Source organism: Niallia sp. Sow4_A1 (assembly GCF_052116745.1).
GTDB lineage: Bacteria > Bacillota > Bacilli > Bacillales > Cytobacillaceae > Niallia > Niallia hominis.
In genome coordinates this window covers 164757-189628 of the sequence record NZ_JBQKKM010000003.1, presented here as the reverse complement: position 1 = coordinate 189628, position 24872 = coordinate 164757, and the positions used below count along the sequence as shown (strand labels likewise).

The window sequence follows — 24872 nt, the reverse complement described above, 5'->3', positions numbered from 1 at the left end:
TTTATTGTTGTGTTGCATTATTCTCTTCCCAATAAAGTTTGCTGAATATCTCAGCAAATGCTTCTATACTACGAGTTATTTCATCATTTGTATTATCTACACCTCCTACTTCTAGAAGGATGGCACGATCAGAGAAATTTTGGTTATATACACCATCTCCTTCATCGTACCCTTTTAGGAAAACGCCTCTGGATATCCCAGGATAGTTTTTCTTCAATTCATCATGTAATCTTATTGAGAACGCTAGATTTTTTTCATAATTTGTGTTACCTTTTCCTACCACTAAGTATAACTTTGCATAGTTTTTACCATTAATAGAAGCTGTTGTTATTTGTTTACCAGCTGCGTCTCTATGAATATCAATTAAATATTTTAGACTATTATTTTTAGAAACTGCATCTTCAACTACTTCTTTTGAAGCTTTATATGCACTATAATAATTCCATTTCTTATCAAGTAGTATTTGGTTGATATTTGCTTTACTAAACTCTATACCTAATCCTTCTTGTTGAAGCAAGTTTGTAAGTTTACTACTTACACCAACTACATTTGCCCGTTCATCTGAACTAACTACATTTTCGTTATTCGTTGTGTTTTCTAATAATGGACGATAAGCCTCTAAGTTATGTGAATTATATATAAATACTGTTTTATTGTTTGGTTCGGTAACTGGATTTTTATGCTCTTCTGATGGTGGTGGCTGTGTTTGTGAATTTTCTTCTTGCTTTGCTTTTTCTTCATCTACTTTCAATGGATTTTCTAACATATCCTGAGAAGGTATAGATTCAAATGGTAAATTAGCAAGAGTAGTCCCTTCTTCAGCTACCGCAATTTCTGTATGAAAGTATGTTAAAGCTGGTAATTCTCTTCCTAATAATGTTCTTATATCATCAAAACGTATATTTGTTGTGAGATGAAGAAAAATATTGGATAGAGAGGAGTCTCTTCCCTCAGATTTTGGAAACAAATGATTCTCACTATGCATCATGTCTACATAAAATTCAGTGGAATTTACAGATTTAAATAGGTTTGTCAAATTAGTCGAGCTAAATTTAAATGAGAAATACGATGTTGTGATTAGAGCTACTATAACAAAAAGCATAATAACCGCTAGAACGGTTGTATTTAAATAGTTAATAATTGAGCGAGTTTTAGATTTTTGCATTTTTTATTCACCTTCTTAGTAAATTAATATGACCATATACCAGAAAATAGAAGATGAATTCTAATAATAGCTAATAGATATTTGGAATGGTTGAACTTAAAGAAATAGAGTAGGTTGGTAGAAAAACATCGCTTAAATTTTAGAGAAAAAGAGGGATTATAAGTATCTTTGACGAAAATCATCTCCATATGTATTAATTACACAAACAGTAAGGTTGATTTCTCTTGCTAAAGAAGATTAGTGGAAGAGAGATTTATTAATGATAGCTACTTTACTTTGGGAGAAGGGTTCTAATTAATGAATAAATTTAAAGCGAACAAGGTGTATATATTATCTGGTCCAGCAGGTGTAGGTAAATCAACAACTTCAAAAGAACTTGCCAAAAAATTAGCTAAAAGTTCATATATTTCTGGCGACTATATAAGTCATATGCATATTAATGGAAGAAAAAAACCTTGGGAAAGCAGAGAGGAAGTCACTTTAATTTGGGATAATATTTTAAGTCTAACAAAAAATTTCCTTAGATATGGAAACGATGTCGTTGTGGATTATGTAAGCTTTCCACAAGAAGTAAGATGGTTGAAAGAAAATCTAAAAGGATTAAATGTTGATGTTATTTATGCGGTCTTATGGACTGATATTGAAACATTAATTATAAAAGAGATAAGCTCAGGAGAACCAGAGAATAGAATGGGAGAAAGATGTTTAATCTTATTCGATGAGTTTTTGGAATCAGAATTAGAAGAAAAGCATTTTTTGGATACAAGTAATAATTCTACTTTGGATATACCTCATGTGATTAATGAAATAATGAACAATCCAAAATATATAATAATATAATCTCGTCTTTTCACTCATTAATGAGGTAAATTATTTAGAGAAATATCGCTATTACTTTTAGATGTTCGTTCAAATATTCTAAGAAAATTCACTTCAAAAGGAGATATGGATTCTTTGTCTGCTAATCTATCCATTACTTTTCGTTCTTTTTTAGAGAGTCCAGTAGACATGTTACCACCGTATTGTTCATTCCCATAGTTAAGTGTGATATAAAGGCATCAAGTTCAAAATCTATTTTATTAAGTCTTCTGATCGTGAAATTTCTTGCACTATTACTTGATGAAAGTCGGGGGGATATTTTTTGAATTTTCATTATTAAATAATAAGGGAGAGATTTATTTTGTGAAAAAACTTATACTATTATTAGTAATTGTTCTCTTCTTAGTAGTAATAATCATGAAAGTTAATCGAATTCCATCAATTACGGTTACTTCTGAAGGAAAAAAAGTAACAACAGTGCAGGGATCATATTGTTGGAATGGCTTCTTAAATTCCAAATGCGAAGATTTACTTTCTCCATATTTATTAGTTGATGAAGAAAATATTGAACCAATTAGTATTAACCAAGGATCCAAAATAAATATAGACTTTAACCCTTCTCCTATAGACGGAAAATATGAGGCATATATATGGCAAGATATAGAAAAAATGGTAAAAGCAAATATGAAAGGCAATATCTTAGAAGCTCCAACCCAAAAAGGTTCCTATGTCTATGAGATATCAGCTGATTGGAAAAGAGGTCAAGTGAGCTATGCCTTTATTATAGAGGTCCATTAGTTACATTTGTAAGTTGTGTGAATAAGCTATCAAGGAAAAACTTAGAATTAGCTAATCTATTATTTGGAGGAGACGATGGAAAAAGCATTAGGGAAAGTTACATGTTTTATTACTAGAATAAAAAAACACAATAAACTTGAACTTCTTTTAATTAAGCACCCAAATGCAGGTATTCAAATACCAGCAGGTACAGTAGAAATAAATGAAGACTTTCAACAGGCTGCATGGAGAGAAGCCGTTGAAGAAACCGGTTTAAAAGATTTTGTTTCATGTAGAAGTATTGGAAAACAGGAACAAATCTTAGTGGATAAGTACATAATTTTTGATAAGGCCAAAATATATTCAAGACCAGATATATCAAGTACACAGTGGGCAGAAATAAGAAGAGGTATAACTGTTCTTAAGGAAAGAAGCCAAGGAGATTTTGTGCAAATTTCTTATAAAGAAGGAGATCATTTTCCAGAACCCAATTACATAACATATCAGATTACTGGATGGACGGAAAAATCAAATTTAGCATCAATAGTAACAAGACAATTTTATCATTTTCAATCAAACAGTCAGGTTGATGAATGGGAAATAGAGACAGATAATCACCGCTTTAAATTATTTTGGTCTCCATTAGATTGCCTACCACAGATTGTTTCTCCTCAACGCGAGTGGATTGATTACATATTAAATGATATGAACAATTTGTAGAGGCAAACGCTTATTCCTAAAGATATAATTATTTTCTTCAAATTATTTCTCCTCTTTTAAAAGGATAAAACGGTAAGTTAATATCAGCGAACTTCCGCTATGTTTTTATTTTTACCTTTTCTTAACAGCATTATTAATTCATCCATAATAAAGAATAGAATAGAAATGCTTAAGGAGTAAATAGTGAAAATCCACAGGAAAAAGAAAGGAAGAAATCCAAAGAAAACATATAAAAGAAAGGCAAATGGCCGTCTTCCTTCAGGGAGTTTCCTCGTTATTTTTTCTATAAGGATGGAAACTGGAAAGCCATATAGAAATAATCCTAAGCTAAAATAAAAAGAATAAACTAAAAGATCCTCTGTAAAATCCCCTTTTCTATTTACTGCGTCGGAAAAAAATAAGTCTAGAGGAAGAAATAAAGTAACTACCAAAACAGATAAGACAAAAGTAAGGAAAGCTGCAACCATTTTCCTTTTAAGCAAATTATCGCCCTCCAATTCTAATATCTATTTTAACAAATTAATCGAAATAATATAGAAAAATTTGGTATAATTTGAGTGCGGAGTAAGCTGAAATTTAAAAAATCTATCTAGTTAGGGGTATTGAAAACAAACAATGGTTAAAGCGATAATATTTGATTTAGATGGAACGTTATTAAACAGAGATGCATCAGTAAAAGTGTTTGTTGACAGCCAACACGAAAGGCTGAATAAAAAGCTTGACCATATTCCAAAAGACACGTATATGACAAGATTTATAGAGTTGGATAAGCGCGGGTATGTTTGGAAAGATAAAGTGTACCAACAATTAGTAGATGAATTTGATATAAAGCAAATAACGTGGGAAGAGCTTTTACAAGATTATATTAGTCAATTTAAAGATAGTTGTGTTCCATTTCCTAACCTTATTAAGATGTTGGAAGAATTAAAGAGTAATAATTTATCATTAGGAATGATTACAAATGGATATGGGCAGTTTCAAATGGATAATATCAAAGCTTTAGAGATAGAAAAATATTTTGATGTTATTTTGGTCTCCGAATGGGAAGGGGTAAAAAAACCGGATCCTAGGATATTTAATAAGGCATTAGAAATACTGAATGTTTCACCAAATGAAGCTATATTTGTGGGAGACCATCCAGAGAATGACGTACTTGCTGCTAAAAAAGTGGGGATGAAAGGCATTTGGAAGAAGGTTTCTCAATGGAATAATGTAAATGCTGATTATATGGTGGACGATTTAGGAGAATTGCCAAACATTGTGGAAAAGTTAATGAATAGTTAGGGTCATGACCCATTGCAACCTTATTTGAAAATCCATATAGACACTAATCCAAAACGAAAGGATTTTTTTGAAGGAAGGATTTGAAAAAGGAGAGGAATAAAGGGATGAATCAAGACAAAGAAGAGAAATTACAAAAGCAAAAAATGGTTCAAGAACTCTATAGAGAAAGAGTGCAACAGAAGCGGGAAGGTAAAGATGATAACCGAATTGGTAAAGCGTTTGTAAACCTTTGTATTGTTTTGTTTTTTGTTTTTACCATAATGGGGATCTTGTTTGACTGGGGAGTTCACGTACCGCGGATTTTTGGGGTTTAGAGATAAAAGTAAACAATATTTACATGGAGATTTAAAAAATACAATTTAAAACTCGAGGAGTTATATGAATCACATTGGATTAGATTTCGATGACACAGTTGTAGATATGAGAAAATCGATTGTACAGCTTTTAAATAAAATACATAACAAAGACTTACATTACGAAGAAATGGTTGAGTATGGAGTTTCGGATTTATATGGGTATTCCTTTGAAGCATTTTTAGATTTTTTTACAAAAAACCAAAAGGAACTGCATTCAGCTAATCCATATCCATTTATGATCAATGTACTTTAATTCATAATGTCACTCTATTTATAGAAGACAATCCTTCCCATGCATTATCTATTGCGAAAAATGAAATAGATGTACTGCTGCTTGACAAGCCATATAACCAAATGTGTAATCACGAACGAATAACGAGAGTGAAGGACTGGGAAGAGATGGGCAGGTTGTTACTAAGTTAACGATTCTATAACGGAATGATGAAAAATAACTATGAATCTATTTTACAAGCTAATTATTCCACACACAGCCTAATTCGAGCAACTACCTCTTCATAATGGATCATACACTCTTTTATAGATAAAACAGCAAAATAGGAAAATAGAGGTGAATCTTCGACTAAAGGATCATCATAAATAAAGATAATATTCAACGGCTTTTTGGGGATGATTCTTTCTTCCAAAAGTATATTTGCTACATCGTGATAGATGTGCTCTATACGTTCGCCCATAGCCCTTTCAATGGAAAAACCTCCAGCAAGACTTGTCCACCAAGTGAAATAAGAATCATATATTTCATTAAATGCAGTTAAATTATCGTCATTAACATGGAACAACTCTTGATAAAATAAGTGTTTTTCATTATAGAAAATATCCTGGTCAATATCTCTATTCTCGGAAATTCGTTTCGTTACTGTAGTCCATAAGGCACGATAACGTAATAAAAAATCATTTCGAAACTGGCAAGTTGTTGGAAGATAGGGAAATTTCCAATTATCCTTATCTTCATTTTGGTTGAGAAAGATGTTTTGCACATAAATCAAAAAGTTTAATGAATAAGATACTTCTGCTATTAATTGTAATGAATTCTTCATCGTGTTCCTCCTAATTCCACAAAGGTATTTTTCTATATTCATCTTTTTTGGAGTAAGACTGAATCAACTAACCAAAAAAGGAATGCGCACATAATAAATAGGTTATAAAATGCTGAAGAATGTAAAGGGGTTTTTATACCAAAAAAAATTGCTACAATGCCTGTTACCACTCCAGAAAAAACAGTATAAATAGCAAGGTAGAGAATACTAAATTTCTTAGGCTTTTGATTTAAGATAATTTGGAGAGGTGACGCTATAACAAGATAAAAGCAAAAGAAAATGGTAGTAAAGATTAGCATTCCCAAAAAACTAAAATAGGGTGAACCAAAAAGTTGAATCATACTAACGAAAATAGCGGAAATAAGGGAAGTTAGCAACGAGCGAGTAATTATATAAATATCTATATTTTTTAATGGCATGCATTGTCTCCTATAAAAAATTTTATTTCATCTTCCAAGAGAGGTACAAATAAGAACGCAATAGATTTACTTTTCATAGAATCCCCCTTAGCTTAGCTTTATAGGTGTTACCATATTTTAGCATGTAGAGGAATGTTTATAAATAGTTTTCCATAAGACAATCGGAAAATTAATATTGGCGGGTATCCACTAATGGCTAATTTGCAATGGGTAGATTTTAGCATTGTAAAAAATTGAAACATTTTATTGAGATGAGTCGTCTATAGGTAAATCAACATGAAGGAGAGGATTAAAGTTGCCATGTCAATAGGGAAAATGGAAGTAAGTCCGCCAAGTAATGAGGAACTATTAAAAGAACTTATTGAGTTATATGCGGAGAGTATTAAAAGGTTAGCTTATACATATGTGAAAAACTGGTCAGCTGCAGATGATATCACCCAAGAAGTATTCATTAAATGCTATGAGAAAATGGAGGATTTTAGAGGAGATAGCTCCTATAAGACATGGCTTTATAAGATTACGAGAAATAAATGCAAGGATTATTTGAAAAGTAAATGGTATCGCTCGTTTTATCCTACTGCCTTTATGCAAGAAAGGATAGGGAACAATGAATTTTCTATAGAGGAGCATGTGATAAACAAACTAGACGACCTGGAATTATCTCAAAAGGTATTAGCGCTTCCAACTAAATATCGCGAAATTATTATTTTATTCTATTATGAACAATTAAAAATGAAAGAAATAGAAGCATTAACCCATTTGAATGTTGATACTATTAAAACTAGATTGAGACGAGGAAAGAAAATGCTTCAAAAGAAATTGGAAAGGAGCGGTGGGAATGAGTGATGATCTGAAATCTTTAAGAGAAAGTATGAATAAGACTGTTTTAAAGCATGGGAAAATGAGTGCTGCAGACAAAGAAAAACTCTTTAGTGCTGTGATTCAGGATAAAAAAACGAAAAATCGTTTTTCCCTTGCACCAGTACTTTCCTTTGTTGCAGTTGCTTGTTTTATTGTTTTTATAGGTGGATATGTATTTAAGCAAACAGGAAACTTTGATTATCAACGTAATCAAGTGGCGCAAGTGAACGATAAAGAAGATGATAAAAAGGAAACAACTAGTACTAGCAAACATGGAAATAAAGAAAATCCTAATCTAGCGAGTTTCTTATATGAACTAAATTTGAAATTGCAAAATTCAGAAATGTGGTACCAAAATGGAAAAGAATATGCAAAAGAAGTGGGGGAATATGCCGAGAGCCATTCCAAACAATACGCTGCAATTCAGGAAAATAAAAGAATTGTAGATAAATTGGAGGAAATAGGCGTACTAGCTAAAAATCTACAAAAGGAAGCTGCAGCTCAAAATGAAATAGAAGTAGAAGATACATTAGACTTACAGCGAGCGGTGGATCAATTGATAATAATAGCAGAGGACAATGGAATTGTAGATGAAAGAAATGGCATTATTGAAAAACTGGAATATTCGGATATGAAAAGTTGGTTAATTAGCATAAAAGATAGTATTCATGCTGAGAGCTATGAACCCTATAGTGACCTGGGATCATACGAAAAACATATAGGTTATGCAACAAAGGCATATGCTAAACATTATGCTGCATTAGAAGGAGATTCAACAATAAAAGAACAGTTAAAGGAAATCGCTGAAGTGGCTGAACAAATTGAGAATGAAAAGGAAAAAGAGAAGAGAACAGAATGGTTGAATCAGTTAGACGGCATGGTTGATAGTTTGTTACAGGATGATAAGGTTGTAAAAAAAGAGGATGTCCGAGAAATAGTTTGGAACCAATTGTCGGCAGAACAAAAAGAAAGGATCAATGGTACTTGGGCAGATGGGAAAATTTCGAAAGTTACTCTTACTAAGAATATGATGTCTCTAGTTGATGATAAATCATATGAAGGAGAAGAAGTATATTTGCTTGATTTTCCAACAAAAGGTAAATCCATTCCAAACAATATGATTGTTTATGCAGATATAAATACATTTGCTTATATAGGCAATGGTCTGGTTGATTAGGATAGTTTGAAAATGAAAGGGGGGAGATCCTCCCTTTTTGAGACTTATCATGGATTTAATTCGTATAAATAACATTACCATTTATTAGTTAATTAGGACTGAGCTAGATGTAAGGTAAGTCTTATTCCAATACGAAAGTAGGTAATACCTTGTCACAAAAACAAAAAATTAAGAAAGAGTTTTTATCCATTGGCCTAACCTTAGTCTTATTCTTAGCTGCAATAGCAGTCTTTCTTTTCGTAAGAGGTCCTAATTTGAATCTATGGATACCAATAAGCTTGTATTTACTAATTGATATAGGCCTACTAGTTTCTCTCCTTATAGGAGTACATTCAAATCATAAAAGTATAAAGTTATTTAGTATTCTATCTAATATAACCGTTATGATTCCGATATCTGTTTGGATCTATTTTTTGTTGTTGGCAAATGGAATTTCGGAAAAATAAATAGACTATTAAAACTCAATTTCTGCTCCAATTGTTATTTGGAGAAAAGAATGATTTAGTTAAAAAATGTTGTGGACAAAACTATATTAATAAATATTTTGCAACTTTTAAATTCAGAAATATGAAATAATTAATTCGAGGGTGACAGTATTAAAGAATTTCCTAAAAATAAAGGAGACATTTACCATGTACCAATATTTCAACAGTTTCATAATAAGAGAAGGTACCGAGGGTGTTCATGCTGACTATGTGGAAGCATTATTTGAAGATGCTGGATGGGCAAGAAATATTCCAGCTTGGCAGCAAGAGAAATTTACACTCATATTCGAAAACTCCACTTGGGCATTTACTGTTTGGGATCATAATAGAATGATTGGTATGGTTAGGGTCCTCTCAGACAAAATCATGGCTGCAAACATTATGGATTTAATTGTTTTATCAGAATATCGCGGAAAAGGTATTGGTAAAAAGTTAAAGGAACTATGTGTAAAAAAGCTTCCCCACGGTGATTGGTTTGCACATACGTCCGCCAATAATTACGGTTTTTATGAGAAGTGTGGCTTTGATGTAAAAGACATAAGTCAAAATGGCACATGTGCATATTACGGCTACATTCAGGCTCGAATAGATGGACATAGGTAAAAGCGGCTTAAAAGAAATATGATAGCGTGATGGATATAGAAAAGATAGTAAAAGAGCTTTGGGTTTTTGAACAGTTATTTGTAAAAAGCAAAATCTGAAAGTAGCATCAAAGGGGATAACAATGAAAAAAATTGTACTAATTGGTTCTGGTGGTTCTGGGAAATCCACTCTAGCAAGGCAATTAAGTGATAAATTAAATATAAAAGTCTATCACCTTGATTCCTTATTTTGGAGACCGAATTGGGAAAGTGTCTCAAAAGAAGAACAACGGGAAATACAATATGAATTAATGCAAAAGAAAGAATGGATAATTGACGGTAATTATAGCGGAACGATGGATTTGAGACTTCAAGCATGTGATACAATCATTTTTCTCGATTTCAAACGAACGATTTGTATATATCGTGCTTTAAAAAGAATTTGGCAATATCGAAATAAAACCAGACAAGATAGGGCAGAAGGCTGTCAAGAAAGGTTTGAGTTAGATTTTTTTAAATGGATTTGGAATTATCCTAAAATGAATAAACCTGATATCGAAAACAAGCTAAAACAACTATCTAAAGAAAAACAAATAATTATTTTAAAATCTTCTTAGGAAGTTGATAAGTTTTTCAAAAGGATTTAATTAAATGAGAAAATATGTTCAGTATCGCATCTTTACAATAATATTCAAGATAGATATTTACACTTAGATTATTATTTGGCTGGTAAAAAAAACGAAAATACGATTGCGGATACGGACGGCCATGGAAGATGGTTTAAATGGTTAATGAATAAATGAGTGGAAAAGGTTATGGGGAAATTTTTAAATATATGTTACATTGTCTTTGTGATTAATTGTTAATTTATGTTATCGTTCTCTTTTCCTTATATTGTTGGCAAGTATAGATTCAAATTTAACAAAGGAGGTACTAAATATGATGGGTTTACTTAATATTGGCAGTCTAGTGCTTGGTTTAATTGCCTGGATATTGCCAGCTGCTAATCTAATGCGAAATAATAGAGAGAATCAGGGAAATCGGTTAATAATTGGTCTTGTTAGCATGAGCGCTTGTGTGATTTCTTTATTATTTCAGATTATCTATAATTATCATCTCGTTAAGGTTGAGGATTGGAGCGCACTTATGGACACTACTAGGGGTGTGGTGGTAGCAGCAACAGTCCTTATTCTTGTTACAATCATATTGAATGCCATTAATCTGACTGTATATCGGAAAAGGTCAGAAAGATAGACTGAAAATGTATTTGATCTATTTTTTTGTTCTAAATATTTTGTATCGATTTACTCTTTTAGTATACTTTTTTAATATTGGAAAATTCAATCTATTATCCAAGAAATCTATTTCGTTTTAGAGGATATCGAGGGGTAAGGACAGAATGAGAAAGAAATAAATTAAGGAAACTGATTTTTTGACAGGGGAGACTCAGATGGAAGAATTACAGTTTAGAATGGCGACAGAACAAGATTTAGATCAAAATGTTGCAATGCTTGCGGACGATGTTTTAGGGAGTAAACTGGAGCGTTATGAACAACCATTGCCAGATAGCTACATCGAGGCATATAAGGCAATTTCTGCAGACCACAATAATGAATTATTAGTAGCATGTGTCGAAGATTAAGTAGTAGGAGTGCAGCAAATTACTTTTACACCATATATCACCCATCAGGGAGGATGGAGAGCTACTTTCGAAGGAGTAAGGATTGCTTCTTCTGCTAGGGGAAAAGGAGTAGGTACGGCATTAATCAACTGGGCAATCCAACGTGCGAAATCCCGTGGCTGCCATTTAATCCAACTTACGACAGATAAACAAAGATCAGATGCTTTTAAGATTCTATGAACGATTAGGTTTTCAAGTAACACATGAGGGCTTAAAAAGGAAGCTTTAATAGGAAATTTGGGAGGGAATAAAGTGGTCCGGCTATTAGCAATAAATAAAAACGAAAATATCATCAATAAAATGGAAGAATTATATAAACAAGTATGGAATAAGTCCATAAAGGAACGATTGATTAGGCATACCACTTATGAAGGATTTAGAGGATATATAATCATTACAGCTGAAGAGGAACTCTTAGGATTTGCATATGGATATACTTCATTACCTGGACAGTATTATCATGAATTGCTTTCCAAAGAGGTTAATCAAAAACAATATGAAACATGGCTAAAAGATTGTTTTGAAGTAGTTGAATTTGCTGTCCATCCGTTGTATCGAAATAAAGGATATGGAAAAAAGCTTATTCATGAATTGTTAAAGGGCGTTGAAAACAAAACGGTTGTATTAACAACACAAGTAAACAATACAGTCGCCCGTCATTTATATAAGCAAATGGGATGGATTGACATAAAGGAACCGTTTATTCCTAGTGAGCATGAGGCTTCGTATGTGATAATGGGGAAGGTATTGAACTAGAAAAAGGATGGCTTAGGAAAGGTAAGCGGAGGGGTATCAAAATAAACTAGCATGGCTGAAGGACGATTTAAAGAAGGATTAAAAGTGAAAATTATGCAAGAAAATGGACGGCAAAGAGGGTTTATTGAATACATTCCTGGCAAATTTACGTGGAGAGCAATCGATGCAATGGAATATATGGTGATCCATTGTTTCTGGATAGTTGGACAGAGTAAAGGGAAAGGCTTTGGTAGTATCCTTCTAGAGGAATGTATGAAAGATGCCCAAGCATTAAATCTTGATGGAGTTGTATTGGTAACCAGTAAAAAAAGCTGGTTACCAGACAAAATATTTTTTGAAAGAAAAGGATTTAAACAAGTAGATAAAATGGGAGAGTTCGAGTTGTTGGCATATGCTTTTCAAGAAATCATTACCTATCATCCAGAAACGAAAAACAAATTTCGACAATTATTAGAAAAAATAAGTTAGAAATAAGAAAACAAAAAAATACCATCATTTTGGTATTTTTTTAAGTGAAAGTAGATAAGATTTTTTTTAGTAAAAATCCAATGCAGACACCTGGTATGACAAATAACATTGGCAGCCATACAGGTCCTAATAGTTTTCCGAAAAGTTTGAGCTCTGGTGATAATATTAATCCTACTGTTACAAAATACGCTGAGAAGACGAACGGAAGAGACGCGAATAGGGGTAATTTTACTCCACATTCCTTGCATGCATCCCACATTGCAAAGAAATATAAGCAAGGATAAAACATTAGCCACTGAAAATTCGTGATTCCAATTGCTTCTTGAATTCTTCCATGAAAACTTAGTAATATCGTCTGATTAAAGTTTGCTTTAATATTTATCACAAACTCAAGACTGATAAAGAAGAATCCTTTTAGATAACTTTTGTTAAGTAATTGAGCAAAACCTGGTAATGCTATGCTCCATAGTATATTTTCTAAAACTAATCCTTTTCGCATGGATACTCATTACTTCTTATTTGCTAAATTTTCTCTGTTATCGGCTAAAGGGGGTTGTTCTAACCATCCATGCTTTATTAATAACTCACATCCATCTTCCGCGTACAGACTTACTCCAGCGATAAATCTAGTGTATTCAGCTGCTAGATCTCTCCGTTGGGAAACGGCTAAACCAGCTCCATAATAGCCAACAGCTGCGGAAACTAATGTAACAATATGATAGAGCATTAATTTATCGGAAAAAGGGGAAACAGTGGAATTCGTTACTTCCGAAACCCATGTTTTTGGAGAAGATAAGTCTTCCTTTGTCAGTATATTATTAAAAGTAGTGAAGTGATTTAAACATACTTTCTTTCCACGATCAAAATATTTTTGTATTTCTTTTGTTTGACATACTTGAGCAAAACCTAATTCTAATACCGTTTTTGCTACGTCTTTTTTCATGTTAAAGCTCATTCCGCTTATTTCAATAACATTTAAAGGTCGTTTTTTTCCAAACCAGCCTGCTAAATAATTCTGACCATCAACAAAGTCGACTTGATTTGGTCTATTGATTCTAGAAGTTTTACTATATAATCCTTTATTTAGCATAACGTCAACGATTCGTTTATGTAACTCCATTGTTTCATTATTACATTTTATAAAGTAATCTAATTGGTCTTCCCTTGAAGAAGATGCAACGGCTCCAGCATATCCTGTTAAACCTAGTAATGTCATCACGTGCAAATATGCAATAATAAAAGCATCTGTAAATATAGAAGGTGCATTTAAATTTACATCTTCCTCCAATATAAAGTCCTTGGGGATGGGAAAGTTCTCTTGATTAAAAAAATTTGTAATTTTTACGATATGAGATTCGGCAAGTTTAAGGGCAAATAGAAGAATCTCTTTAATATCTTTGTCTTCAGCCTTTTCGATTGAATGGGTAAGGATGCAAATAGATAAGGAATCGTTCATGTATTGAGTCCAAAGGTTTGCTATTTCTGCAGTGGTAAGTTCCACATGATGGCTATTCTTTTTCATAAAAAACCCTCCAAACTTTTTAAATTGAGACACTAAATTAGAAGTTTTTTCCCCTTTACTTAATTAATATGACATTTTTTCAAGAGTTTTATGTAAGCGTATCTGATTATTTTGAAGGTTATTTTCAATTGTATTTGGAAATTAAAATATTGGTGAAAGGCAATGGGATTGAAGCAATCACCGGTTATTCATAAAATAATAAGAATTTTTTCCAAAATAGATTGCAAAGTAAATTAGCATAAAAAAATGCTATGTCCGTATATTTTGATTGCAATTTCAACAAAAATAGGTTATCTTTAATTTTGAATATTGTTGCAAATACAACAATATAAACAGGAGTGGGTGAAAGGATGAAAGAAATTCTTCGTGAGATTGGTATGATTGGAAGAGCATTAGATTCAATAAGCAATATCGAATTTAAAGAACATAATCTCACTAAGGGGCAGTATTTATACCTTGTGAGAATATATGAAAACCCTGGAATCATTCAAGAAAAATTATCAGAGATGATTAAAGTAGATCGAACAACGGCTGCAAGAGCTATAAAGAAATTGGAGATTAATGGATTTATTGAAAAAAAAGGTGATCAACATAACAAAAAAATAAAAAAACTCTTTCCAACAGAGAAAGGGGGAAACGTTTATCCTTTTATAAAAAAAGAAAATGAGTATTCAAATGAAGTTGCTTTAACGGGTTTTTCCGAGTCAGAGGTTGAAGTCATGTTTAACTTTCTTCAACGAGTAAGAAAAAATATTGAAAAGGACTGGGAGTACGTGAAGCAAGGAAATAAGCGGAATTATTGATAATCAAGGAGTGAAAAGTTAAATGACTATTCATATTAAAGAATGTACATTCTCCGATATACATAAACTGCAAGATATAAGTTATGAAACATTTGATGAGACTTTCAAAAATCAAAATTCAACAGAAAACATGAAGGACTATTTGGAAAAAGCCTTTAACTTGGAACAACTAGAAAAGGAATTATCCGATATTTCTTCACAATTCTATTTTGTCTATTTAAATAGCGAACTAGCTGGATATTTAAAGGTAAATATGAAGGATGCACAATCTGAAAAAATGGGGGAAGACTCACTTGAAATAGAAAGAATCTATATAAAGAGCAATTTTCAAAAACATGGACTCGGGCAATTTCTATTAAATAAAGCTATTGAAATTGCTAAGAAAGAATCTAAAAGGAAGATCTGGCTAGGTGTATGGGAAAAAAATGAAAATGCTATAGGTTTTTATCGAAAAAATGGATTCGTTCAAACTGGTGCTCATTCTTTTTATATGGGGGATGAAGAGCAAATTGACTATATCATGATTAAGAAACTCTCATAACCTCATACAAATTGAAGGTTGAAAGCCTTATTAAATCCGCAAAATAAGGCTTTCAACATTTATTATTTATTACTAAAGATAGGTTCAGCATTTTTTGATGTTTATTCTAATAAATTTTAAACTATCTCATTTATTACATTTACCAAATCAATTACATCTTCTTCCGTGTTATTTCTTCCCATCGAAATCCGAATAAATTCTTTTGCCTCTCCATCTGGCAGAGCCAACGCCTTCATTGTTTTAGAAGGAGCCTGTTTTCCAATCTGACATGCGCTTCCCGTTGAAATGGCGAATCCACGACGATTGCATTCAAGCATAAGCCATTGGCCTTCCAATCCTTTAACCCTCAATCCGATAATTCCTGGGTATTGTTCCTTGCATTCAAAAATAGTAACAGACTCTTTCGTTATCATCTCTGTAAATAAATTGCGTAGCTGAGAAAGCTTTGTTTCGTTCTCCGAAATCGTCGAACACGCCTTTTGCGCAGCAACTGTCATACTCGCAATCCCAGCTGTATTTATTGTGCCGGAACGAAAGCCGTTTTCATGACTACCATTCGCTAATAATGGCATCCAAGGTGTATTCGGGTTAATATAGGCTACACCGACCCCTTTTGGTCCATAAAATTTATGGCTAGAGATGGACAAGGCATCAACAAAGGGAGTTACTTCCTTAACATCTAATTTCCCAATACTTTGCACCATATCACTATGAAAAAGGACGTCATGCTTTTTACATATTGCACCGATTTCTTTTATTGGTTGGATAGCGCCAATTTCAGAATTCACATGCTGAATGGAAACAAGAATGGTGTCAGGTCGAATGGATTCCTCTAGCAACTCTATATCGATTACACCAGTTTCTAATAAAGGTAGATAGGTAATTTCATAGCCTTTATCTGCTAAAGCTTGCATTGTACTATGAATGGAAGCATGCTCTGCTATTGATGTAATGAGGTGTTTTCCGTTCTTTTTTGATGCCAATAGCAAGCTTTGCAAGATAAGATAGTTACTTTCCGAACCGCCACTTGTAAAATAAACCCCATTTTTATCAACGTTAATTAATTTTCCCCATTCGTCTCGGCAATTCTCTAAGATTTTATTAGCTGTGTCTCCCATATCATGGAGACTATTTGTATTACCAAAATATTTGCAAGCAACTTCCACATAGGTAGAAGCAGCATCAGGATCCAAAGAAGTAGTAGCTGCATAATCAAAATATTTCATTAGAAATTCCTCCAATAGGTTAAGTTGTGGGAGACAAAGGAATGCAATGTTATTGCTTTTTCATTTGCTATGAAAAATAGGAACTTAATTATTTAAAAATCTTTTAATAAAAAAACACTTGTCATAATTTTAAATCTATGTAAATATAGGTGTCAAGACACCTGTAAAACAGGAGGTATAAAATGGACGCAGATGTATTGATTATTGGCAGTGGAATCGCAAGTTTACAGCTAGCTAAAAAACTTTCAACTGAATTGAATGTGATTATTCTCACAAAATCAAAGGCGGAAATGAGCAATTCTTATTTAGCACAGGGTGGAATTGCTGCAAGTATGGGAGAATCAGATAATTATAGAAAGCATGCACTTGATACGTTAGAAGCAGGGCGATTCCATAATAATCCAGAAGTAGTTGCAGAAATAACAAGAGCAGCACCTAGGTTAATAAGTGAATTATGGCACGCTGGATGCACTTTTGATGAGGATAGAACTGGAAATCTTGCGTTAGGAATGGAAGGGGCTCATTCTGAAAAAAGAATTGTCCATAGCGGTGGCGATTCAACAGGAAAACAGGTGATGAAATATCTAACGGAAACGAAGACTAATAATATAGAAATCATCGAAAATGTTTTTGTCTATGAATTAATGGTAAATACTAATACTAATCAATGTATTGGCGCAAAAGGGATACTGCCAGATGGCACTCGACGAGAATTCTATAGCGCTCATACGGTTATTGCAACAGGTGGATGTGGGAAGCTTTACACCTATACGAGTAGTGCTTCCACTATTACAGGAGATGGAATTGCGCTTGCTTATTTAGCTGGGGCCAGCATCAGCGATATGGAGTTTGTACAGTTTCACCCTACACTACTCTATGTAAATGGAAAAACGATTGGGCTGATTTCAGAAGCGGTCAGAGGAGATGGAGCAAGATTAGTTACAGCTTCGGGAGAGTATGTGATGGAACAAATTCATCCATATAAAGACTTAGCACCACGCCATATTGTTTCCCAAACCATCTATCAATATTTATCGAAAGGGGAAACAGTTTATTTAGATATCTCCATGATAGCTAATTTTCAAGAAAGATTTCCTTCGATAACTAAAATGTGTGTAGAGCAAGGCATTGATTTACAAAAAGGATTACTTCCAGTTGCGCCAGGTAGCCATTTTTTAATGGGCGGCATTGACACAGACCTTTATGGAAGAACATCTGTACAAAATCTTTATGCAATTGGAGAAGCAGCTTGCACGGGATTTCATGGAGCCAACCGCCTTGCCAGCAATTCTCTCTTAGAAGGATTATATATGGGGAAAAATCTAGCAACGCTCCTTCATCAATCGCCAAAAATAAAACAGCTGGATACCCAAATAGATAACAAAGAAAGGAATTCAGGTATCTATCCAATTTTCCCAGAAAAAGAAGAAATCCAAAAACGAATGATGGAAAATGTAGGAATTGTCCGTAATGAAGTAAACTTGCGTATGCAATTGCAGTGGCTAGAAGATTTCGGAATAGGGGATTATGAGAAAATCTCTTTTGATAATAAATCAATCGAAGAGATAGAGAAATACTTTATGCTTTTGACTGCGTATCTTATTACAAAATCTGCATTGGAAAGAAAAGAAAGCAGAGGAGGGCATTTCCGTTCAGACTATCCTATGGAAAGGGATGAATGGATAAAGGAAAAAGTCAGCCTGAAAAGAGCACGTACAAAGGAGAATCAGAATGAACCAATTAAAATTGCAGAAACAACTGGAAGATTTTTTTATTGAAGATATCGGCGAACGTGATGTGACGACAGATGCCATATTTCCGAAAGAGCAGCAAGGGGAAATTGTTTTTCTATCGAAAGATAATGGGATTTTTTGCGGGGAAGAGATAATTCAGGCTGGATACAACGTTTTAAACCAAGCAATAGAAGTAACTTTGCTTGTCCATGATGGAGATCGAATCGAAGCAGGTCAAAAGCTGGCGACAGCAAAAGGGAATATTAGAGATCTATTAAAAGGGGAGCGTGTTATTTTAAACCTTGTGCAAAGAATGAGTGGGATTGCCACAAAAACACGTGAAGCAGTTGATACATTAAATAGCGGCTATACGAAAATCTGTGATACGAGAAAAACGACACCAGGATTACGGATGCTGGAAAAATATGCAGTAACGGTTGGTGGAGGACATAATCACCGCTTTGGACTGTATGATGCTGTGATGATCAAAGATAATCATATTGCATTTGCTGGTTCCATCGCCAATGCAGTGCAGGCAGTTAAAAAGTCGATTGGTCACATGGTAAAAGTAGAAGTGGAAACAGAAACAAAGGAACAAATGCTAGAAGCACTTGCAGCTGGCGCTGATGTTATTATGTTTGACAATCGAAAGCCAGAAGAAATCGTCGAATGGATTCCTCATGTTCCAGAAACTGTGACGACAGAAGCGTCAGGAGGAATTACTCTAGATAATCTTGCTTCTTATCATAATTGTGGAGTGGACTATATTTCATTGGGTTTCTTAACGCATTCTGTGAAAGCTTTAGATATTAGTGTAAAAGTAAGTATTCATTAAAGGAAAAAAGGGGAGAGGGAAATGAATATTTTAGAGGGGTTACAAGCATCAAATACGATACCTGAAAAATACTTAGCAATGACAAGCGCAGAATTGGAAGAACGAGTAGAAAGTATCAAGCAGCGCTTAGGCAAAAAACTATTTATTCCAGGACATCATTATCAAAAGGATGAAGTCATTCAATTTTCAGATGCCGCAGGGGATAGCTTAAAGTTAGCACAAGTTGCGGCGGAGAACACAGAAGCAGAGTATATTGTCTTTTGCGGTGTTCATTTCATGGCAGAAACAGCGGATATTTTAACAACAGACAATCAGAAGGTCTACTTGCCAGATATGAGAGCTGGCTGTTCGATGGCCGATATGGCCGATATTTATCAAACAAATCGTGCCTGGACAAAGCTTCAGGAATTGTTTGGTGATACAATTATCCCACTAACCTATGTCAATTCAACAGCAGCAATTAAAGCATTTGTTGGAGAAAATGGTGGAGCAACCGTAACGTCCTCCAATGCGGAAAAAATGGTGTCTTGGGCTTTTACACAAAAGGAAAGATTACTATTTTTGCCCGATCAGCATCTAGGCAGAAATACAGCCTTTAATTTAGGTGTCCCTCTAGAAAAGATGGCCATTTGGGATCCAATTAAAAATGACCTTGTTTATGATGGAGCGATAGAAGACATAAAAGTGATACTCTGGAAAGGGCATTGCTCTGTTCATGAGAACTTTACCGTTAGTAATGTTGAGCAAGTTAGAAAGCAATATCCACATATGAAAATCATTGTCCATCCGGAGTGCAGCAGAGAAGTGGTAGCAGCATCTGATTTAGCTGGTTCCACGAACTATATTATTGATGTAATCGAAAAGGCAGAGCCAGGAAGTGCCTTTGCCATTGGTACGGAAATGAACTTAGTCAATCGGATAATCAAAGAACACCCAGATAAAGAAATTATTTCCCTCAATCCATATATGTGTGCTTGTTTAACAATGAATCGGATTGATTTGCCTCATTTTGTATGGTGCTTAGAATCCATTGAAGAGGATTTTGAAAGTAATCGAATAATTGTCGAAGAGCCAATTGCATCCAATGCAAAACTAGCATTGGATAGAATGTTGGAATTATCCTAATTTCTAAGTTAAAAAACTGCTTTGTAGAATCAAGGCAGTTTTTTAATGTTTGATTATTGTTTAGAAAAATCTTTATTGTTATAACTCGCTAAAATACAGCGTGTTTATTCTTAATTATTTAAATTGAATAGTTATTCAAAAGTGAATCCTCAAACAGAAGGTGATGACAATGGTTCTAATTTCCTTTAAAATATAGGTAATATATGGAGAATGACTAGAAAGGCGGAACATATTCTGAACATGCGCCCTAGACAATGGAAGCAGCAAATAATTATACAAGACAATATAGATGAATGGTATTTACTAGCAATCTTATTAACTGGTGATAGTGGGCTAGCAGAACGATTGTTAGATCGGACATTAGATCAAGTGAGGGATACGTGGTCCTTCCCTTCACGTGAACGTTTTTCTCTAAAACCAATAATCAAGGAATATAGAAAATATCATCGCAATAATGACATTAACTATAAACCAATCGATTCTAGTGTTCTATTAACTCGACTAGGTTTGCTTGACGAAAAAGCTAGAGTTGCTTTTTTACTAAAATATTACTACGGTTTTTCTTATAAAAAAATAGCGCAATATTTACCGATTTCAGTTAGAAAGACAAAACAAATTATATACGCTTCTCTTATTTTATGGACAAATAATGGCAAATTAGTATCTATTCATGATATAGAGGACGTAATAAAAAAAGATGTAAGTCTCCTAAAAAGTATGATGCCAGTTAATCAAGTATTAGAAAAGAAACATCTATACATCGAGACAAGGACTAGTAGGGGAAAGAAACTCGTGATTATCTTCATTTTGTTGATTTTATTTGTTGGAGGATCTATTAATCAGGAAATCATAGGGAAAACGAGAGTTAGTTTAGGCCCTGATGTGTATAAAGTTTATAAGGAAGGAGGCGTGTTACAGCTTGGAAAGGAGATTCAAGAAAAAGGGTATACGGATATTTATACCTATCCAGATGTCGAAAATAATACGCTTTACGTCCAATTGGCCACACCAGAGAGTATAGAAAATAAGGAAGAGGTAACTTCGATTATCGAATCTTATTTAAAGGAAAGAGACATGGATTATCAGTTAAGATATGAAGAAATTAATCAAGTGGTTGATGTAGAACTAACAGAGGAACAAAAAGCTGAGAATAAACGGATGGATATGGAACAAGAAATATTCGAATTAGTTACTTCTACTCCTTATTATTATACGCAAAGCTATATAAGTGATCAAAATGGTGAATCAAGGCAGTTGATTTTTTCTGAATCGATAACAGAAGAAGAAGAAACGAATTTGAAGGAAGAAATTAAAAATATTATAAAAAAGTATGATTTAGAATGGGATTTTTCGTTTGGAAAGGTTGATGCAGGCGTTGTAGAAATGGAAAGAGCCATGTGGGTTATCATTCCAGCTCTATTAGAAGCCTATATGTTTGGCGAGCAAAAATATCAAGTTTATGATGTGTATCCAACCTATGAAGACGATCAATTGAAAATCGAAATATATACAGAATTAGCCTACGCAACAGAGGAAGATAGGGCAAAAAACGTAGATACAGTCAAAGAGTTAAACAGATCCCTACACTTCTTTCTGCAACATGAAGACATTCAAAGTCAATTTAACTATGTTCCCTATGAAATAAAAATTTATGATATAAATAGAAAAGAGATAGAGTTCGATACTTGATATCATTTCTTAAAGGGAGGGGGTACTATGAAGGGGTTGCAGCTTGTCGAAAGCAATCAAGTGAAAGATTGGCTTTTATTTACAGAATTCTTTACAGGCGATAGAGAAAAGGCACTTAAAATCGTGAAGGCTTTTTTAATAAAGCCTTCGACAAAGTGGTATACCCCTCATGTAATAGAAAGAGGATACCGCTACATTTTAAAACAGTTGAAGGTGAAAAAGAGTAGAACGGTGTTTGAATCTTTATTTTCTGAATTTTCTTTTAGTTCGGTTGGTAAAATCGATCAGAGTATTCTTTTGCTACATTACTATTTTCAGTTAGATAAAAGGCAGATTGCTAGAATCGTTCGAAAATCGATAAGAGAGATTAGGAGAATACAATTTTCATTTCTGCAGCAACTGGCAACAAACGGAATTTCACTTGCTTCATTTGTGGACAGGCTACTGGAGAAAGGGAAGACCCTAGCATATCCCTTCTCAATTGATGATGTATATAAGAGGAGTTTGATTAATGTTAAAAAGACTGCATTGTACTCTTTCATCATTTTCCATCTTCTTCTCGTCGGCGGGGCAATGAATATCGGCATTGTAGAAAAGACACAAGCGAAACAAGGACCTGATTTATTAATGATTTATAAAGGAAATAAATTGGACGAAATGATAAAAGCGCAATTAACAGAAGCATTTCAGGAGGATGGGTTTTCTGTTTTGGTCAATTTTGAGGAAGCTGAAGTTTATATTAGCGTGGAGAAGGAAGAACTCTATCAAAAGAAGTCGGAAATCATTCCTTTTGTTTATCAAATATTGAAGGATAAAGAGATTACTTATACTGTTGAATTGGATTATGATTTAAAAGCTTTAGGCAAGGACCAAACAGCCTATAAAATAGTAACAGAGGCAGACGAGAAAAGGATAAAACTTTGGCCAGGAGACTATTCCGATCAAGGAAAAGTAATAGGATGGATCGTATCGCTTCCTAACGATATTGAACTAGTAAAAGAGGAAAAAGAACTTTTGCGTGTCCAGGAAATTTTAAATGGATATCATCATAAAGCACCAGTGACAGTTTCCTATTATGATAAGCAAATAGTTGATCGAAGAGAAAGATGGTTAAAACTATCACCCTATTTCAATGAAGGATTTTTGTTAGGCAAGGAATATAATATAGAAAGAATAAGGACCAATGCAACGGAGAAAAACGTAATCATCGATATTTATACGTATTTTCTAACAAAAGACAAAAGCAAGGAAGAGATAGCACGTGCTATTAAACGATCGTTAGACCAATTTTTACAAAGCGACGAAATAAACATGCTTGTTCAAAATGATACTTATACGATAAATATTTATTCAGCAGGTAAGAAAAAAATAAACCTCGATTATTAAAATATTGTATATTTTATAAAGTTTGGGTAATAATGCTTACAGGTTAAACTGCACGCAGGAATGTGATAAAATAATTATAATAGCATAAAATTTAGCTAAATGTTTGAAAAAGGCAGTTGAATCATTTGACCATAAAGGAAAAAGTCGTTGTATTAATCGGACCTACTGCTGTAGGGAAGACCAATCTAAGCATTGAACTGGCAAAAAAATTCGACGGGGAAATCATTAGCGGAGATTCCATGCAAATTTACAGAGGAATGGATATTGCGACAGCAAAAATATCCAAGGATGAAATGCAAGGGGTTCCCCATCATTTAATTGATATTGTAGAACCAGATGAAGGTTTTTCTGTGGCACAATTTCAAGAGCTTGTTCGAAAAAAAATCACGGAAATAACTTCAAGAGGTAAATTGCCATTTATTGTTGGCGGAACTGGTTTGTATATTCAAGCCGTTTTATACGATTATCAGTTTCAAGAAACGGCAACAGACACGGAATTCCGGACGAAATTAGAAGAATTGGCGCAAACGGAAGGAAGCCTAACTATTCATGATATGTTGAAAGAAGTAGATCCAGAAGCTGCTGCTGCCATTCACCATCATAATGTCAGGCGTGTGATTCGAGCATTGGAGGTCTTTCATGTCACTGGCAGAAAAATGTCTGATATTCAAAAAGAACAGAAGCAGGACTCACTTTATGATGCTGCGTTAATTGGCTTAACGATGGAAAGAAGTGTTTTGTATGAGCGTATTAATAAAAGAGTGGAGCAAATGCTTGATATCGGCTTAATAGAGGAAGTTCAGCACTTCTATGAAAAGGGCATTAGAGACTGCCAATCCATTCAGGCTATTGGTTATAAAGAAATCTATAAGTATTTCGATGGTCTGCAAAGCTTGGATGAATCAATTGAGGAGTTAAAGCAGAACTCGAGGAGATATGCAAAGAGGCAATTAACTTGGTTTCGCAACAAAATGAATGTACAATGGTTTGATATGACAGAAAGTGTCAAAACACATGACATAACAAAAAATTTACAGGAAATTTCGTCTTATTTAGAAGGAATGTTAAAAATAAAATCGAATACATAATAGTAGAGAGAAAAGAGGAGGATTTTCATGAAGCAATCAGTTAACATTCAAGATCAATTTTTAAATCAACTGCGTAAAGACGGCACAAACGTAACGGTATTCTTATTAAACGGATTCCAAATACGTGGATTTATAAAAGGTTTCGATAATTTCACCGTATTATTTGAATCAGAAGGAAAGCAACAGCTCGTTTATAAGCATGCGATTTCTACATTTGCTCCACAAAAAAATGTACAAATTGATTTAGAAGGTACACAAGTTCAATAACGTGGCTAATCGGTGTTTAATCTCACTTTAAGGCGCTCTCGAGATAAGTGGGA

Annotated in this window: 29 protein-coding genes and 1 pseudogene; 23 read left to right on the top strand and 7 right to left on the bottom strand. The window is 33.7% G+C overall.

Annotation, left to right across the window (positions count from 1 at the left end):
* Position 1: 1 nt before the first annotated feature.
* On the bottom strand, positions 2-1165 hold the full coding sequence (gene spoIIP, locus ACTQ5K_RS03205) for a stage II sporulation protein P (RefSeq protein WP_349205046.1): 1164 nt from the start codon (positions 1163-1165) through the stop codon (positions 2-4).
* Between the two features lie 297 nt (positions 1166-1462).
* Here spoIIP and ACTQ5K_RS03200 point away from each other — a divergent pair, with 297 nt between their 5' ends.
* From ACTQ5K_RS03200 to ACTQ5K_RS03190, 3 genes are all read left to right on the top strand, one after another.
* Complete coding sequence (locus ACTQ5K_RS03200; RefSeq protein WP_349205047.1) at positions 1463-2005, top strand: AAA family ATPase; 543 nt, start codon at positions 1463-1465, stop codon at positions 2003-2005.
* Between the two features lie 342 nt (positions 2006-2347).
* Complete coding sequence (locus tag ACTQ5K_RS03195) at positions 2348-2782, top strand: hypothetical protein (protein WP_349205048.1); 435 nt, start codon at positions 2348-2350, stop codon at positions 2780-2782.
* 75 nt (positions 2783-2857) lie between these two features.
* Complete coding sequence (locus ACTQ5K_RS03190; RefSeq protein WP_051640976.1) at positions 2858-3481, top strand: NUDIX domain-containing protein; 624 nt, start codon at positions 2858-2860, stop codon at positions 3479-3481.
* Positions 3482-3564: 83 nt separating this feature from the next.
* Here the strand turns inward: ACTQ5K_RS03190 and ACTQ5K_RS03185 are convergent, their stop codons facing one another.
* Positions 3565-3963 carry a hypothetical protein gene (locus tag ACTQ5K_RS03185; RefSeq protein ID WP_349205049.1) on the bottom strand — a complete coding sequence of 133 codons (399 nt, stop codon included), beginning with the start codon at positions 3961-3963 and terminating at the stop codon, positions 3565-3567.
* Positions 3964-4096: 133 nt separating this feature from the next.
* Here ACTQ5K_RS03185 and ACTQ5K_RS03180 point away from each other — a divergent pair, with 133 nt between their 5' ends.
* The 3 genes from ACTQ5K_RS03180 to ACTQ5K_RS03170 all read left to right on the top strand — a co-directional run bounded on the left by ACTQ5K_RS03180 (position 4097) and on the right by ACTQ5K_RS03170 (position 5374).
* The gene (locus ACTQ5K_RS03180) at positions 4097-4765 is read left to right on the top strand and encodes an HAD family hydrolase (protein WP_251630140.1); all 669 of its coding nucleotides are present in this window, start codon (positions 4097-4099) and stop codon (positions 4763-4765) included.
* Positions 4766-4869: 104 nt separating this feature from the next.
* Entirely contained in the window at positions 4870-5079 is a 210-nt protein-coding gene (locus ACTQ5K_RS03175) for a hypothetical protein (protein WP_031538237.1), read from the top strand.
* Between the two features lie 64 nt (positions 5080-5143).
* On the top strand, positions 5144-5374 hold the full coding sequence (locus tag ACTQ5K_RS03170; RefSeq protein ID WP_031538239.1) for a hypothetical protein: 231 nt from the start codon (positions 5144-5146) through the stop codon (positions 5372-5374).
* Positions 5375-5597: 223 nt separating this feature from the next.
* Here the strand turns inward: ACTQ5K_RS03170 and ACTQ5K_RS03165 are convergent, their stop codons facing one another.
* Positions 5598-6176: a hypothetical protein gene (locus ACTQ5K_RS03165; RefSeq protein WP_031538240.1), complete on the bottom strand. Its 579-nt coding sequence runs from the start codon at positions 6174-6176 to the stop codon at positions 5598-5600.
* 38 nt (positions 6177-6214) lie between these two features.
* Complete coding sequence (locus tag ACTQ5K_RS03160; protein WP_031538241.1) at positions 6215-6595, bottom strand: UPF0715 family protein; 381 nt, start codon at positions 6593-6595, stop codon at positions 6215-6217.
* A gap of 276 nt (positions 6596-6871) precedes the next feature.
* Here ACTQ5K_RS03160 and ACTQ5K_RS03155 point away from each other — a divergent pair, with 276 nt between their 5' ends.
* From ACTQ5K_RS03155 to ACTQ5K_RS03120, 8 genes and pseudogenes are all read left to right on the top strand, one after another.
* Positions 6872-7441 (top strand): sigma-70 family RNA polymerase sigma factor, encoded by a 570-nt coding sequence (locus ACTQ5K_RS03155; RefSeq protein ID WP_031538242.1) that lies wholly within the window; start codon positions 6872-6874, stop codon positions 7439-7441.
* Positions 7434-8633, top strand: a complete 1200-nt coding sequence (locus ACTQ5K_RS03150) for a hypothetical protein (protein ID WP_192840951.1) — start codon at positions 7434-7436, stop codon at positions 8631-8633. Before ACTQ5K_RS03155 ends, ACTQ5K_RS03150 begins: the two co-directional genes overlap by 8 nt.
* A gap of 632 nt (positions 8634-9265) precedes the next feature.
* On the top strand, positions 9266-9721 hold the full coding sequence (locus tag ACTQ5K_RS03145; protein WP_031538246.1) for a GNAT family N-acetyltransferase: 456 nt from the start codon (positions 9266-9268) through the stop codon (positions 9719-9721).
* A 121-nt stretch (positions 9722-9842) separates the two neighbouring features.
* A complete protein-coding gene (locus tag ACTQ5K_RS03140; protein WP_031538248.1) occupies positions 9843-10316 on the top strand; it encodes a DNA topology modulation protein in 474 nt (157 codons plus the stop codon).
* A 322-nt stretch (positions 10317-10638) separates the two neighbouring features.
* Complete coding sequence (locus ACTQ5K_RS03135) at positions 10639-10953, top strand: hypothetical protein (protein WP_031538249.1); 315 nt, start codon at positions 10639-10641, stop codon at positions 10951-10953.
* Positions 10954-11149: 196 nt separating this feature from the next.
* Positions 11150-11609: pseudogene (locus tag ACTQ5K_RS03130) on the top strand (GNAT family N-acetyltransferase).
* Between the two features lie 23 nt (positions 11610-11632).
* Positions 11633-12136, top strand: coding sequence for a GNAT family N-acetyltransferase (locus ACTQ5K_RS03125; RefSeq protein ID WP_031538250.1), 504 nt, complete (start codon positions 11633-11635; stop codon positions 12134-12136).
* Positions 12137-12220: 84 nt separating this feature from the next.
* Complete coding sequence (locus ACTQ5K_RS03120; RefSeq protein WP_155986759.1) at positions 12221-12604, top strand: hypothetical protein; 384 nt, start codon at positions 12221-12223, stop codon at positions 12602-12604.
* Between the two features lie 40 nt (positions 12605-12644).
* Here the strand turns inward: ACTQ5K_RS03120 and ACTQ5K_RS03115 are convergent, their stop codons facing one another.
* Both ACTQ5K_RS03115 and ACTQ5K_RS03110 read right to left on the bottom strand, forming a co-directional pair.
* Positions 12645-13103: a hypothetical protein gene (locus ACTQ5K_RS03115; RefSeq protein ID WP_031538254.1), complete on the bottom strand. Its 459-nt coding sequence runs from the start codon at positions 13101-13103 to the stop codon at positions 12645-12647.
* A gap of 9 nt (positions 13104-13112) precedes the next feature.
* Positions 13113-14126: a DUF3231 family protein gene (locus ACTQ5K_RS03110; RefSeq protein ID WP_031538256.1), complete on the bottom strand. Its 1014-nt coding sequence runs from the start codon at positions 14124-14126 to the stop codon at positions 13113-13115.
* Between the two features lie 350 nt (positions 14127-14476).
* Between ACTQ5K_RS03110 and ACTQ5K_RS03105 the strand changes: the two genes are divergently transcribed.
* Together ACTQ5K_RS03105 and ACTQ5K_RS03100 are read left to right on the top strand one after the other, a co-directional pair.
* On the top strand, positions 14477-14929 hold the full coding sequence (locus ACTQ5K_RS03105; protein ID WP_031538257.1) for a MarR family winged helix-turn-helix transcriptional regulator: 453 nt from the start codon (positions 14477-14479) through the stop codon (positions 14927-14929).
* A 22-nt stretch (positions 14930-14951) separates the two neighbouring features.
* Positions 14952-15470, top strand: coding sequence for a GNAT family N-acetyltransferase (locus ACTQ5K_RS03100; RefSeq protein WP_031538258.1), 519 nt, complete (start codon positions 14952-14954; stop codon positions 15468-15470).
* Positions 15471-15586: 116 nt separating this feature from the next.
* Here ACTQ5K_RS03100 and ACTQ5K_RS03095 read toward each other — a convergent pair whose 3' ends face one another.
* Positions 15587-16696 (bottom strand): IscS subfamily cysteine desulfurase, encoded by a 1110-nt coding sequence (locus ACTQ5K_RS03095; protein ID WP_031538259.1) that lies wholly within the window; start codon positions 16694-16696, stop codon positions 15587-15589.
* Positions 16697-16878: 182 nt separating this feature from the next.
* On the opposite strand from ACTQ5K_RS03095, the gene nadB reads away from it, so the two are divergent.
* From nadB to hfq, 7 genes are all read left to right on the top strand, one after another.
* Positions 16879-18474: an L-aspartate oxidase gene (gene nadB, locus ACTQ5K_RS03090; RefSeq protein ID WP_235252307.1), complete on the top strand. Its 1596-nt coding sequence runs from the start codon at positions 16879-16881 to the stop codon at positions 18472-18474.
* The gene (gene nadC / locus ACTQ5K_RS03085) at positions 18428-19264 is read left to right on the top strand and encodes a carboxylating nicotinate-nucleotide diphosphorylase (protein ID WP_235252306.1); all 837 of its coding nucleotides are present in this window, start codon (positions 18428-18430) and stop codon (positions 19262-19264) included. The genes nadB and nadC overlap by 47 nt, the downstream gene beginning before the upstream one ends.
* A 21-nt stretch (positions 19265-19285) precedes the next feature.
* A complete protein-coding gene (gene nadA, locus ACTQ5K_RS03080) occupies positions 19286-20389 on the top strand; it encodes a quinolinate synthase NadA (RefSeq protein ID WP_235252305.1) in 1104 nt (367 codons plus the stop codon).
* A gap of 210 nt (positions 20390-20599) precedes the next feature.
* Complete coding sequence (locus ACTQ5K_RS03075; protein WP_441993655.1) at positions 20600-22078, top strand: sigma factor-like helix-turn-helix DNA-binding protein; 1479 nt, start codon at positions 20600-20602, stop codon at positions 22076-22078.
* Between the two features lie 27 nt (positions 22079-22105).
* Positions 22106-23464 carry a DUF4030 domain-containing protein gene (locus ACTQ5K_RS03070; protein WP_441130877.1) on the top strand — a complete coding sequence of 453 codons (1359 nt, stop codon included), beginning with the start codon at positions 22106-22108 and terminating at the stop codon, positions 23462-23464.
* A gap of 125 nt (positions 23465-23589) precedes the next feature.
* The gene (gene miaA, locus ACTQ5K_RS03065) at positions 23590-24552 is read left to right on the top strand and encodes a tRNA (adenosine(37)-N6)-dimethylallyltransferase MiaA (RefSeq protein WP_031538266.1); all 963 of its coding nucleotides are present in this window, start codon (positions 23590-23592) and stop codon (positions 24550-24552) included.
* 27 nt (positions 24553-24579) lie between these two features.
* Positions 24580-24819 (top strand): RNA chaperone Hfq, encoded by a 240-nt coding sequence (gene hfq, locus ACTQ5K_RS03060; RefSeq protein ID WP_031538267.1) that lies wholly within the window; start codon positions 24580-24582, stop codon positions 24817-24819.
* Positions 24820-24872: the final 53 nt, after the last annotated feature.